At 52.5% G+C, this 13,673-nt stretch carries 11 protein-coding genes and 1 other RNA gene; 2 read left to right on the top strand and 10 right to left on the bottom strand.

Annotated features, from left to right (window positions below):
* The first annotated feature begins 34 nt into the window (after nt 1–34).
* Nucleotides 35–400: a DUF805 domain-containing protein gene (locus tag ACHHZ6_RS06435; RefSeq protein WP_182272724.1), complete on the top strand. Its 366-nt coding sequence runs from the start codon at nt 35–37 to the stop codon at nt 398–400.
* A 41-nt stretch (nt 401–441) separates the two neighbouring features.
* Here ACHHZ6_RS06435 and ACHHZ6_RS06430 read toward each other — a convergent pair whose 3' ends face one another.
* Nucleotides 442–1,344: a LysR family transcriptional regulator gene (locus tag ACHHZ6_RS06430; protein WP_014171734.1), complete on the bottom strand. Its 903-nt coding sequence runs from the start codon at nt 1,342–1,344 to the stop codon at nt 442–444.
* Between the two features lie 104 nt (nt 1,345–1,448).
* Here ACHHZ6_RS06430 and ACHHZ6_RS06425 point away from each other — a divergent pair, with 104 nt between their 5' ends.
* Nucleotides 1,449–2,150: a pirin family protein gene (locus tag ACHHZ6_RS06425; RefSeq protein ID WP_182272725.1), complete on the top strand. Its 702-nt coding sequence runs from the start codon at nt 1,449–1,451 to the stop codon at nt 2,148–2,150.
* 55 nt (nt 2,151–2,205) lie between these two features.
* Here the strand turns inward: ACHHZ6_RS06425 and ACHHZ6_RS06420 are convergent, their stop codons facing one another.
* From ACHHZ6_RS06420 to rnpB, 9 genes are all read right to left on the bottom strand, one after another.
* A complete protein-coding gene (locus ACHHZ6_RS06420; protein WP_395121924.1) occupies nt 2,206–3,507 on the bottom strand; it encodes a serine dehydratase subunit alpha family protein in 1,302 nt (433 codons plus the stop codon).
* 21 nt (nt 3,508–3,528) lie between these two features.
* Nucleotides 3,529–4,860, bottom strand: coding sequence for an amino acid permease (locus tag ACHHZ6_RS06415; RefSeq protein WP_182272727.1), 1,332 nt, complete (start codon nt 4,858–4,860; stop codon nt 3,529–3,531).
* 263 nt (nt 4,861–5,123) lie between these two features.
* Nucleotides 5,124–5,534, bottom strand: a complete 411-nt coding sequence (locus tag ACHHZ6_RS06410; RefSeq protein WP_182272728.1) for a Spy/CpxP family protein refolding chaperone — start codon at nt 5,532–5,534, stop codon at nt 5,124–5,126.
* A 153-nt stretch (nt 5,535–5,687) separates the two neighbouring features.
* Complete coding sequence (gene pflB, locus ACHHZ6_RS06405; RefSeq protein WP_182272729.1) at nt 5,688–7,982, bottom strand: formate C-acetyltransferase; 2,295 nt, start codon at nt 7,980–7,982, stop codon at nt 5,688–5,690.
* Between the two features lie 15 nt (nt 7,983–7,997).
* Nucleotides 7,998–9,206, bottom strand: coding sequence for a propionate kinase (gene tdcD / locus ACHHZ6_RS06400; protein WP_182272730.1), 1,209 nt, complete (start codon nt 9,204–9,206; stop codon nt 7,998–8,000).
* A gap of 30 nt (nt 9,207–9,236) precedes the next feature.
* Nucleotides 9,237–10,568 carry a threonine/serine transporter TdcC gene (gene tdcC / locus ACHHZ6_RS06395; protein WP_182272731.1) on the bottom strand — a complete coding sequence of 444 codons (1,332 nt, stop codon included), beginning with the start codon at nt 10,566–10,568 and terminating at the stop codon, nt 9,237–9,239.
* 9 nt (nt 10,569–10,577) lie between these two features.
* Nucleotides 10,578–11,567 (bottom strand): bifunctional threonine ammonia-lyase/L-serine ammonia-lyase TdcB, encoded by a 990-nt coding sequence (tdcB, locus tag ACHHZ6_RS06390; RefSeq protein WP_182272732.1) that lies wholly within the window; start codon nt 11,565–11,567, stop codon nt 10,578–10,580.
* Nucleotides 11,568–11,683: 116 nt separating this feature from the next.
* On the bottom strand, nt 11,684–12,604 hold the full coding sequence (gene tdcA / locus ACHHZ6_RS06385; RefSeq protein ID WP_182918991.1) for a transcriptional regulator TdcA: 921 nt from the start codon (nt 12,602–12,604) through the stop codon (nt 11,684–11,686).
* 686 nt (nt 12,605–13,290) lie between these two features.
* Nucleotides 13,291–13,669, bottom strand: an RNA gene (gene rnpB / locus ACHHZ6_RS06380) — RNase P RNA component class A.
* Between the last annotated feature and the right edge of the window lie 4 nt (nt 13,670–13,673).

The following is a 13,673-nucleotide window of genomic DNA, read 5'->3' as shown; positions in this document are numbered from 1 at the left end:
AACAAGTGATTGTCTGACTATTGAGGCAAGGAAAATGGACTGGTATCTAAAAGTACTGCGCAACTACATTGGATTTGGTGGCCGCGCCCGCCGCAAAGAGTACTGGATGTTCGTTCTGGTGAACTTCATCCTTATCGTCGTGCTGAGTATCGTCGATAAAATTCTCGGCTGGGAACGGGCGGGAGGCGAAGGCGTGCTCACCACCATTTATGGTCTGCTGGTTTTGCTGCCATCATGGGCGGTACTGTTCCGACGGCTACACGACACCGATCGTTCGGCCTGGTGGCTACTGCTGGTGTTGATCCCGGTTGTGGGCTGGATCATCATTTTGATCTTCAACTGTCAGTCCGGCACGCCAGGTGAAAACCGCTTTGGGCCTGACTCTAAGATCAGCGCATAGCATGATGCCCGGTGGCGCTTACGCTTACCGGGCCTGCACGCTTATTTGTTGTGATGCGCAAAGAGCTTCGGTATTTCTCTCAGACACCACGACTTGGCTTCACCCATACTGTCGCGCCGCCACGCCATGATGATATCCACTTCACTGGTGTATTCCGGACTCACCACACGCAGCCGCCCTTCAGCAATGTCTTTTTCAACAAACGGGTAAGGCATCGTCGCCACACCCAGCCCGGCAAGTAGCGCCTGGCGCTTATCTTCCAGGGACGTTACCGTCAGACGCGGCTGTTTATCCAGCAGCTGTACCGTTAATACCGGGCGCTCACGGGCCGTATCCGCCACCGCCACACCGCGATACTTCACGCGCGTGACTTCTGAAAGCGGCTCTGGCTCCTGGTGAATGGGGTGATCTGGTGCGGCAACATAAACGTTCATCACGCTGTAGAGCTTGCGGGAGTTAATTTCAGACGACGAACGGAAGTGCATGTCCGGCGCAATAACGATATCCGCCCTGCCCGTCTCCAGGCGCTCCCAGGCTCCCGCCAGCACTTCCGTGATGATCGACAACTGGGTGTTGGCTTTATCTGCCAGCCGGTTCACCAGTGGGAACAGCGCCTCGGTCGGTACCAGTGCTTCGGTAACCAGCGTCAGATGGGTTTCCCAGCCGCGCGCCAGCGCTTCGGCGTCGGTAGTCAGTTTGTCTGCCGCTTCCAGCAGCACACGACCGCGCTCCAGCAGCATCCGGCCAACGTTGGTGAATTTTGTTCGATGACCGGAGCGGTCAAAGAGCACCACATCCAGCTCTTCCTCCAGCTTCTGCATCGTGTAGCTCAGCGCAGATGGAACGCGCCCCAGTTCATCTGCCGCCGCAGCAAAACTGCCGCGTCGGTCAATTGCGTCCATGACGCGAAGCGCCTCAAGCGTCAATGCTCTCTCTTTAGCCATCTCGTTCTCATTCAGGAAATTTGAACATACCCGGCAGAATATCTGGCTAACAATGAAGCGTCCATACCTTTACCATTGTTTTAGTGTAAAGAGAGGTCAAGTTTATGATTACGACAAGAACAGCTAAACAGTGCGGACAAGCCGATTTCGGTTGGCTGCAGGCCCGCTACACCTTTTCCTTTGGACATTACTTTGACCCGAAACTCCTCGGTTACGCCTCATTGCGCGTGTTGAATCAGGAGGTGCTCGCCCCGGGCAGTGCCTTCCAGCCGCGTACGTACCCGAAAGTCGATATCCTGAACCTGATCCTGGAAGGCGAGGCAGAATACCGCGATAGCGAGGGCAATCATGTCCAGGCAAAGGCTGGCGAAGCATTATTAATTTCCACACAGCCTGGTATGAGCTACAGCGAGCATAACCTCAGCAAAGAGAAAACACTGACCCGTATGCAGCTGTGGCTGGATGCCTGCCCTGAGCGGGAAAACCCGCCAGTGCAAAAGATAGATCTGACGAACGATAAACAGCAGCTGATTGCATCACCCGATGGCAGCAAAGGCAGCTTGCAACTGCGTCAGCAGGTGTGGCTGCACCATATCGAACTGAAGGAAGGCGAGCAGGCCAGCTTCCAGCTTCACGGCCCACGAGCCTATTTGCAGTCGATTCACGGCACAGTGCATGCGGTGACGCACACGGAAGAGAAAGAAGCGCTGACCTGCGGTGATGGCGCATTTATTCGCGATGAAGCGAATATTACCCTGGTGGCCGACACACCGCTGCGCGCGCTGTTGATTGATTTGCCGGTTTAATAAAAACCTTAACCCTCTCCCCTTTGGGGAGAGGGTTAAGGCGAGGGGAAACTCGCTACACCTTACTCGCCATGATTTCAATTATCTGCTTATCCGTAGCCTGCATCGAGCGGCACGCCAGCGCACACAGGTTGGCGATAGACTGCTCCACGTTATGTGCCACAATCCCTTCGTTGCCCGTCACCGCAGTATCATCCAGCGCCATCATCACCGCTTTCCAGGCACTTGCAACGCTGGTAGAAACCTTCATCGCACAGCTGTTGGAGGCACCGTCGCAGATCATCCCGCTGACATCGCCGATCATACTGCTAATCGCCATCGAGATTGTCTGATACCCCCCGCCCATCAGCCACGCCATCCCTGCAGCAGACCCCATCCCGGCGGTAGTGGCCGCACACAGCGCCGACAACCGCGGAAGCTGGTAATGGATATAGATTGCCGACAGATGGGAGAGCATCAGCGCCCGCGCCAGTTTTTCGTCATCGGCCTGAATATGTTCAGCCACGACAACCACGGGCAGCGTTGCCGTGATCCCCTGATTACCCGAACCGGAGTTACTCATTGCCGGGAGTACCGCCCCGCCCATGCGGGCATCCGAAGCCGCACTGGTGCGGATGACAATGTCTGAACCCACATCCTGAGCCACCCATCCACGCGAGCGCTGTTTATGCAGCGTCGCACCAATGTGGAGCCCCCAGTTTCCGCTTAACCCTTCGCGGGAAAGGGCATCATTCAGCTGTGCCGCCTGCAGAATAAAGCGGATAGCCTCAAAGGGAACCTGCTCCACAAACTCGATGATCTGTAAAAGCGTGGCGTGCGAGAGCACCGCCAGGGGATCGCTGTCAGCGTTCTGCGGCTGTTCATCAAGGATAAAGCGGGTTTCGCCCTGGCAGAGGATCTCCACAATCCGCGTATGTCCCCCGGCGATGGTCACCATTGCCGAGGCATCTCCGGCGTACACACAGGCGCGGGAATAGAGGATCTCATCGCAAGGCTCCTGCAGTTTCACCTGCACCTTTCCCTCGTTCAGCAGAGCTTTAGCCTGTGCCAGCGCCTCGGTTGAGGCACCTTTCAACACTTCCAGCCCAGCCTGTGCATGACCGCCCGTTGCCCCCAGTGCCGCCGCGATAGGTAACCCAACCATGCCGGTACCCGGTACCGTTACGCCAAGCCCGTTTTTCATGAGGTTCGGTGATACCCACGCCTCAATTTTCGTCACCTTACCGGGCAGCAGCTCAGCAGCAGTGGCACATGCCAGCGCCAGAGAGATCGGCTCAGTACACCCCAGAGCAGGTTTTACCTCTTCCTGCACCGCGCGAATAAAATGGTTCCATAAAGGATTAGTTTGCTCAGACATCGTTACGACCTTAATTACACCTCAGGAAAATGCGAGGAAAGGAGAAACACAAAGCAGCAGTCCGGTAATAACAATAATCACCAGCGACACGCCTTTATATTTGTGCAATGCAGGGACTTTGTAGACCAGCCACGCTGGAATTAAACAACCCACCATCCCGAAAATAGGGCTACAAATGGAGGTAAAGCTCAGCACTGGCGCGTTTAACACAATCGCGCTCCAGGCCAGCAGGATGGCGAACAACATGATGCCGCGCTGTACGGTACCTTCATTGATTTTCTCTACTGGCATTTTGCGGCGCAGGATGTTCATCACAATGCCCTGCGTTGCCTCGCGGAAGCCAAGATACACACCGAAGAAGGCGGTCATCACCGCGAAAATATTGAGGATCACGCTGACGATTTTGACCCAACCTGCACCATCACCACTGATAAACTGTGCCGCGATCGCCAGTGCCGAAATATTTTGCTCATAGGCTTTGACCGCTTCGTCATGGCCCATCGCCAGGGTGAAGGAGACCGCGTAGAAGAAGACCGTCACAAACAGCACGCCGAAGGCAATGTTCATCGCCCGCAGGGCTTTATGTCTCGCGACCTCGACGGATTTTTCCCGTGAACGATAGGAAATAACCATCGGGCTTAATGTCTGAATAAAGAGGATCGAGGTTAAGGTAAAAGGCAGCGTAATAATGGCATTTTTCACCAGCAGCCCCATCGGCGGCAGCATGCCCACATTGGCTAAATGCCAGAGGCCAATCATCGATAACCCCAGTGCTGCCACCACAAACAGCTTAGTGAGCACCATCAGGCTGGAAACTTTAAACAGCAGCTTTTCACCACGCGAAGAGATTGCCACCAGAATACAGATCAGGAATAGACCGTAGAACGGGTTTTCAGAAAGCAAACCGTCTGTCACGCCAAAGGTGTGCAAATAGGAGGCGCTGTCGTTAGTGATGGCGGTGGAATAGACAAACATCCAGATCACCAGCATCACGAAATAGAGCGCCCCTAATAAGATGCCCCAGTTTTTACCCAAATAGCCGCTAATAACGCTCGGGTAATCTTTGCATTCCGGTGATTCCGCCAGCGTATTAATAAACAGGCGCTGGAACAGGTACATGGCCGGATAACCAATTATCGACGAGAGTAAAAACACCCACAGTCCCATTAAGCCAACCTGCACCGGGAGAAAAACAATCCCCGCGCCGATGGCCATCCCGATACTCATGATGACCCAGCCCGTGTCGGTGCTGTCGAATTTAATGGCTTCCAGCCATTCACTTTCACTCATCCCTGCCCGCCTTGCCGCGGGGGAATCATTCACAATCACACTGCTGTTTGTTGCCGTATCCATAAGGCACTCGCTTATTTTGTGTAGGGTAAACCGTTATTTTTATGAGGTTCTGTTCACCAGCGATTGTGAGCCAGGTTGCTGCAGGTAGTTGTTATTGGAGTGAAAAGATCATATCCGGAGAGAGGGAGAAAAAAGTCACAATTTTTATAAGGACTTTCTGTTATGGGAGGAAAATTTACTTCTTTATAAGTGGAAAGGACGTATTTTTTCTAAAAGTGATGACGATCAAGAAATAAAAACCCGCGCCACGCGCGGGCATCACATCAGTCGGCCAGCGCGTTAGCCATATCGGTTTTCACCTGTTTGCGCTGTTCCGGCGTCAGCACCTGGCTTACGTCGAAGTAGTATTTCACACGGTAATAGCGGGTCTGCTCTTCAATTTTGCTGAAGGCGGCAAGCTGGTTTTTCACCGTACTTTCATCCCATTTTCCGGCCTGGAACATGTCAATCAACGCGCCATCTTTTACACCGGTCATCGGGATCTTACTGACGTTTTGTTCCAGCGTCTTATGCAGGTCTTCGATTTTCTTCACCTGCTCGTTACTCAGCTTCAGGTGTTGTACCAGCGGATCCTGCGACGGTGATGGGGCAGCTTCAACATTAGCCGCCTGCGCTGTAAAACTGCACACCGCCAGTGACGCAGCAACCAAAGTAATACGGGTCATTTTCATCATCTTACTGTCCTTACATTCTGTTATAGGAAAAAGCAGGAGTATTGTTTTTCAAGAGCGGATGAATATGTGTGAGTAATTATATAAACAATTTTGTATGTTTAGCGGGCAAAAAAATGCCCCCTGACTGGAAGGGGGCATGGTGCCTGACTTACGTCAGATCGACTGGGTAAACGTCCTCGAAATCACGTCCTGCTGCTGCTCGCGCGTAAGCGCATTAAACCGTACCGCATACCCTGAAACGCGAATGGTCAGGTTCGGATAATTTTCAGGATGTTCAATGGCATCCAGCAGCATTTCCCGGTTCATGACGTTGACGTTCAGGTGCTGCCCACCCTCGATGGCGGCTTCATGGTGGAAGTAACCGTCCAGCAGCCCCACCAGGTTGGCTTTACGTACCATCTCATCTTTACCCAGCGCCTGCGGCACAATCGAGAAGGTATAGGAGATACCGTCTTTCGCGTAGGTGAACGGCAGCTTAGCGACCGAGGTTAACGAGGCCACTGCCCCTTTCCTGTCACGCCCGTGCATCGGGTTTGCCCCCGGCGCGAACGGTGTGCCGCCCCGACGTCCATCCGGTGTGTTCCCGGTCTTCTGACCGTAGACCACGTTCGAGGTGATGGTCAGGATCGACTGGGTCGGCACTGCGTTACGGTAGGTTGGCAGCGCCTGAATTTTCTTCATAAAGCGCTCTACCAGGTCACAGGCAATGCTGTCCACGCGGTCATCGTTGTTACCGTACTGCGGGTAGTCTCCTTCAATCACGAAATCGACCGCCAGACCGGTATGGTCACGCACCGGCTTCACCGTCGCATATTTAATGGCCGACAGCGAATCTGCCGCCACTGACAGCCCGGCGATACCGCAGGCCATCGTGCGGTAAACGTCCCGGTCGTGCAGCGCCATTAATGAAGCTTCGTAGCTGTATTTATCATGCATATAGTGAATGAGATTCAGCGCGCTGATGTACTGCACCGCCAGCCAGTCCATAAAGTGATCGAGACTTGCCATCACAGTGTCGTAATCCAGCACATCGTCCATCAACGGCTCGGTTTTCGGCCCGACCTGGATCTTCAGCTTCTCATCCACCCCGCCGTTAATCGCGTACAGCAGCGTTTTCGCGAGGTTGGCTCGCGCACCAAAGAACTGCATTTGCTTGCCGATCACCATCGGGCTGACGCAGCAGGCAATGGCATAGTCATCGCTGTTGAAATCCACACGCATCAGATCGTCGTTCTCATACTGCAGAGACGAGGTCACGATAGACATCTGTGCAGCATATTTTTTGAAGGCGATAGGCAGTTGTTCGGACCAGAGGATCGTCAGGTTGGGCTCCGGTGCAGGCCCCATCGTGTGTAACGTATGCAGATAACGGAAACTGTTCTTCGTCACCAGCGTGCGGCCATCCAGCCCCATACCGCCAATCACTTCCGTTGCCCAGATCGGATCGCCGGAGAAGAGCGTGTCGAACTCCGGCGTACGCAGGAAGCGCACCATGCGGATCTTCATAATGAAGTGGTCGATCAGTTCCTGCGCCTGTGCCTCATTCAGGCGTCCGGCCTGCATATCACGTTCAATGTAGATATCAAGGAAGGAGGCAGTACGCCCCAGTGACATCGCCCCGCCGTTTTGTGATTTCACGGCAGCAAGGTAGGCAAAGTAAACCCACTGCACCGCCTCCTGGGCGTTCATTGCCGGGCGTGAAATATCAAAGCCATAGTTCGATGCCATCTGCTGGATCTGCAGCAGCGCACGCTTATGTTCCGCCAGCTCTTCGCGCAGGCGGATCGTGGCTTCCAGATCCTCACCACGCTCCAGCTTCGGCTGAAGATCGGCAAACTGAAGTTCACGCTCGCGTACCAGATAGCTGATGCCATACAACGCCACGCGGCGGTAATCACCGATGATACGCCCTCGTCCGTAGCCGTCCGGCAAGCCGGTCAATATGCCCGATTTACGACAGCGCATCATCTCCGGTGAGTAGACGTCAAACACGCCCTGGTTGTGGGTTTTACGCAGGTCAGTGAACAGGTATTCAAACTGCGGATCCATCTCACGGCCATAGGCTTCGAAGGAGCTGCGGATCATGTTGATCCCACCGTACGGATGCAGGGCACGCTTGAGCGGTTTATCGGTTTGCAGGCCGACGATCGTCTCCAGCCCTTCGTCGATATACCCGGGCCCGTGGGCAGTAATGGTGGTGGCAACGTTCGTGTCAAAATCCACCGGGGCGTGGGTGGCATTCTCCTGGCGAATGCCAACCATCACCTTTTGCCACAGCGCCGTCGTTGCAGGCGTCGCCTGCGCGAGGAAAGCTTCATCGCCTTCATAAGGGGTGTAGTTACGCTGAATAAAATCGCGCACGTTAACGGCGTCTTTCCATTCTTCACCGCGAAACCCGGCCCATGCGTCGCTATAAGGCGCGACGCCTGTATCAATAGTTACTTTCATGACATTCTCGCTTTATCAGGCGTAAGCCGCAGCCGGTGTGACCTTCCCAAGACGGAGGGCGTCCAGTGCGATCATTTTTTCTTCGTTGGTTGGGATCACCGCGCAGGCCACGCGGGACGAATCGGTGGTAATCACGCGCTCACCCGCGCTGCCTGGCAGAGCGTTTTTGGCTTCATCCACGGTGATACCAAAAACCTTCAGGTGCTCAGCCACTAGCCCGCGAATAAGTTTTGAGTTCTCACCAATGCCGCCAGTAAATACCACACCATCCAGACGGTGCAGCGATGCCGCGTGACCAGCAATATGCCGCGCAATACGGTGCACAAAGGTGCGGATTGCGAGCTGCGCGCGCTGATGACCTTCATGCCAGGCTTTTTCCAGGGTTCGTAAATCAGAGGAAAGCCCGGAGATCCCAAGCAGGCCAGACTCTTTGTTGACCACGCGTTCCAGATCCTCGAACGACTGGCCGGTCTGCTGAGCAATCCACGCCATCGCACCAAAATCCACATCGCCACAACGCGTGCCCATCACCAGTCCTTCCAGCGGCGTCATCCCCATTGAGGTATCCACGCTTTCGCCGTTGCGCACCGCGCAGATGGACGCCCCGTTGCCGAGGTGAGCAATCACCAGCCCGCTGTCCTCAGGCGAAAGCCCAAGCAACGAATGTGCCTGCCCGGAAACGTAGCGGTGAGACGTGCCGTGGAAACCGTAGCGACGCACGCCAAGCTCTTCAAAATAGCGGTACGGCAACCCGTACAGCCAGGCATGCGGCGGCAGCGTCTGGTGGAAGCTGGTGTCAAACACCGCCACCTGCTGAATGCCCGGGAACAGGCGCTCTGCGGCTTCCACACCGCTTAGGTTGGCGTAGTTGTGCAATGGAGCCAGTGGGGAAACCTGGCGGATCTGTTCGATAACCTGTTCAGTGATAAGGGTCGACTCGCTGAAAAGTTCGCCTCCGTGGGCAATGCGGTGGCCAATTAAGGCCACGCTGCTCATCAGGTCGCGTTTCTCCAGCTCCAGGGCGATGGCAGCCAGCGCCCCTTCGTAGTCATGGTGAGCCAGCGTGACTGGCTCACCCCCATTCACGGAAATAAAGGCTTTTTCAGTGTTGATACCGTCTGCAATCCCCGTCATCAGGGCATCACAGTTGCTGGCATCGAGTACCGAAAACTTAACAGAGGACGATCCACAGTTAATAACCAGTACAACCGGAAACTCAATCATGGTGTTACTCCGCTCTTCCTGAGCAATGATTTAGAACAGTTTGTAAACGATATTCAGGATGGTCAGCAGGCCGACAACCGTGACGAAGATGTTCTCGGTTCTGCCTTTGTATTTCGCCAGCGCCGGTGCCTTACGGATGGCATACATCGGCAGCAGGCACAGCAGAGAAGCGATAATTGGTGCGCCCATAGCTTCGATAAGGTCGAGAATGTTCGGGTTGGCATATGCCACAACCCAGGTCGAACCCATGATGAAAATCATGCTGATGGTGTTCAGTTTGCGAAGGGAGACTTTCTTCTTATCACCCTTGTAACCAAACTTGAGGATCAAGCCGTTCAACCCTTCCAGGGTGCCCAGGTAGTGGCCGAAGAAAGATTTGAAGATAGCGACCAGCGCGATAATGGATGCACCATATTCCAGAATCGTAGCGAACGTAGATTTGGTACCCGACATCGATGCGAAGTGGTTCGCCAGGTAAGAAAGTACCGGAATGTTCTGCGCTTTGGCGTCCGCCATGTTCTGCGGAGAGAGCGTAAACAGGCAGCTAAAGGCGAAGAACATCACCACCGCCACCATCAGCATACTGGCGCGACCAATGATTTTGGAACATTTCTGTTCGGTGAACTCTTTACCAAACTCCGGCTCGTACTCTTCACGTTTAGAGACCACAAATGAGGAGACGATAGGTGAGAAGTTAAAGGAGAAGACCATGATGGAAATCCCCAGCCAGACCGTCACCAGAATGCCGTCATGGCCGGTGAAGGTGATATCGCTCAGGTTGACCTGGTCGATAACTGCGGAGTTCCAGTAAGGGATCAGCGACAGGGAAATCAGCACCAGACTGGCGATAAACGGGAACACCAGGAAGCTCATCACCTTCACCATCAGGTCTTTACCGAACCAGATGACAAAGGCCATTAGTAGCAGCAGGAACAGTGCCACAAAGCCACGGTTCAGCGCTGGCATCTGGAGCTGGTTTTCCCAGAAGGTCATGAAGGTGTTGGTAATGGTGACACCGTAAATCCACAGCAGTGGGCAAATCGCAAAGAAGTAGAGGAAGGTGATCACCACCCCACCGGTCTTACCAAAGTGCTCCTCCACCGTTTCGGTGATATTTCCGGAGACGTTGCTCCCGGACAGACACAGACGGGCCAGCGCACGGTGGCAGTAAAACGCAATTGGGAACGCGAGAAGCAGCATCAGCAGGATAGGGATCAAGCCGCCAAAGCCTGCACGAATAGGGAAGAACAGCACACCGGCACCGATTGCGGTACCAAACAGGCCGAGCGTCCAGGTGGTATCAGACTTACGCCAGGTCGACGTTTTTGTCTGGCCAACGATAATGCTTTCAGTGTTGCTCATAGGTCATCCTTATGCGTCAACGAAGCCGGTGATTTGGGAAACACGGGAGAGATCGATATTGCCGCCGGAAATAATGCTGACGGTTTTACGCCCCTGAATATAGTGGTCGAGCTTGCCGCTTAATAACGCGGCACAGGCCAGCGCACCAGCACCTTCCGTCACCACTTTATTTCGCTGAATGAGGGCAATCATGCTGTTGCGAATATCGTCTTCGCTGACCAGCACAATGTCATCGACCAATTCACGAACAATTTCGAAGGTTAAATTACCCGGGCGAGAAACATCGCAACCGTCTGCTAATGTTCCCGTCACACGGTGGGTCATGATTTCCCCGGCATAATACGATGCCGCCATGCCGTGAACGTTTTCAGACTGCACGCCGATAATATTGATGGTTGGGTTAATGGATTTAATGGCTGTCGCAATCCCGGCAATTAAACCGCCACCACCGATGGGCACAATCACGTTATCAACGTCGTACAAGTCTTCGAGAATTTCCAGACCGATAGTGCCCTGGCCTGCAATCACTTTAGGATCATCATAGGGTGGAATAAAAATGCGACCTTCCATCTCAACGATTTCGCTCACTTTAGCGATGGTGTCATTGAAGTTCTCGCCGTGTAACACTACTTCTGCCGAGTAGTCACGGGTTGCCGCGACTTTGGATTTCGGCGCACCCATCGGCATCACTACTTTGCCGTCGATACCCAACATCGCGCAGGAGAGCGACACGCCCTGTGCGTGGTTCCCGGCCGAGCAGGCCACCACACCTTTGCGTTTTTCAGCATCGGTCAGCGAGCTTAATTTATTAAACGCACCGCGTATTTTAAAAGAGCCGGTACGCTGCATATTTTCAAATTTCAGGAATATCTCACCCTTACAACGCTCGCTGAGATAATTTGAACGCGGCATACCTGTTTTATATATTTTTCCCGCCAGTCGTTTTCTGGCATCCTGAATATCTTCAATTGTCACCGGGAGATCGTAGGTAATGTGCATAATATCCTCGTTATAATAATTCGTTTTCTTCAGGCAAAGTCAGGGTATCAGAGCATCGGTAAAATAAGCTCTGGGTGTTTTTTAAGAGATTTAACGTCAATCAGATAATTAATTAATCATCGTCGTCTTTCACTGTCGAGTGACGAATATTGTTTTGCCAGTTCAACTAATACTGACGCCGATTTTTTAATACGATAATTTTTTGACCACACCGCGGCATACCGTGCTACGGGTAATTCATCTTCAACTGGCAGGACAATAAACTGGTCAGAACCGAACGGTGCAATCATGTCGCGCGGAATGACCGTCAGGTAATCGGCATTCAGGACAAGGTTATAAATGGTGACGACGGAATCGGTCTGGACGATATTTTCAATGCTGATGTGGTTGTCTTGCAGGGTGGTCAGAAGTTCTTTGTAGTAGCCCATATCGGTTTGCGGCATCACCCACTGTTCATGCGTGAGCGATGCCAATGTAGTCGATCCGGTACACGTTCGTGATTTGCTTGCCACCAGTACAAACTCGGATTCAAACAGTGGCTCAACGTGGAGATCCTGCAGCAGCATTTCATCGCTCAGCGTGCCAATGGCGAAATCCAGTCGACCATCACGAATGGCGGGCAGGAAAGAAGAGAGCTGCGCTTCATACATGGAAACTCGTGCTTTTGGGAACACTTCCTTGAATTTTTTGATCATTTCTGACAGGAAAGTGAAGCCAATCAGCGACGGATAGCCAAAGGAGACATCCATGACGGTGCTGAAACTGAGGCTGTTAATTTCGCTCACCATGTTTTTCATTTCACGGGTGATCGACTCAGAGTATGACAGCAGAACCTGGCCTGCCGCGGTCAGTTTTACGCCGGTGTTTTTCCGCACCATGACTTCAACGCCGAAGTAGGATTCGATATCGCTGATAATTTTGCTGACCGCGGGTTGCGTCAACCCCAGTTGTCTTGCAGCAGAACCTATGGAGCCACTTTTAATGACTTCCTGAAATACAACAAGGTGCTGTGTTTTCGGTAGAATAATAGTGTTCATAATATTCTGCGTATATTTCCCTATGACGGGGTGGATTCTACTCAATATTGTTTCGGGGGGTATGTGCTGTTACTCACAATTTGCCTTTTCGCATCATTACCCACCGTCAAAAAACACAATAAAAAACATAAAAATCAACAACATAAACATTATCGAATACATTATTTGAATGACATTTATCAACAAAAATAGCAGTAATAAATTTATTTTATGGCGATAACCACGATGAATCTTTCACACTTTAAAATATCAATTAAGACTATCTTTCAGGCAATTAAAGGCTAATAAATAATCACCGCGCAATTAAAATAATTTCATGTTTTATCAAATAAATTGACAACGCGTTTACTGACCGGGTCTAAATAGTGGGATACATCACACATTCATTGGGAAAATGTTTTTGGATTCAATATACGTTTATCAAATAAGATAAAATCAGACATCATTAGAGCAACATTATTAACAAATAAAGAACACTGGAAAATAACCATTTTTCAGTGCGAAATTTTGTGATTACGATCACCAGTGGATGATGAATAAAATCCATCGCGGTAAAAATAGTGAAATGTGCTTAGTGTCGCAAAATTGAGAATTGATGTCGTTTGCAAACATTGCCGGGGGCGCTTCGCTTACGCAACCTACAAAAAACCAAAAGCAAAAACCCCGCCGAAGCGGGGTTCTTTAAGAAGTGAAACTGACCGATAAGCCGGGTTCTGTCGTGGACAGTCATTCATCTAGGCCAGCAATCGCTCACTGGCTCAAGCAGCCTACCCGGGTTCAGTACGGGCCGTACCATGTGAACCCCTATTTGGCCTTGCTCCGGGTGGAGTTTACCGTGCCACGGACTGTTACCAGCCGCGCGGTGCGCTCTTACCGCACCCTTTCACCCTTACCTGATCCTGCTTGCGCAGGCCATCGGCGGTTTGCTCTCTGTTGCACTGGTCGTGGGTTTCCCCCCCAGGCGTTACCTGGCACCCTGCCCTATGGAGCCCGGACTTTCCTCCCCTCCGCCCGTCTCCCCCCGAAAGGGGACGACGACGAAGCGGCGACTGTCTGGTCAGCTTCGGCG

The organism is Enterobacter cloacae complex sp. 2024EL-00214 (genome assembly GCF_043945575.1).
Taxonomy (GTDB): domain Bacteria; phylum Pseudomonadota; class Gammaproteobacteria; order Enterobacterales; family Enterobacteriaceae; genus Enterobacter; species Enterobacter cloacae_P.
This window is presented reverse-complemented; position numbering and strand designations above follow the sequence as displayed.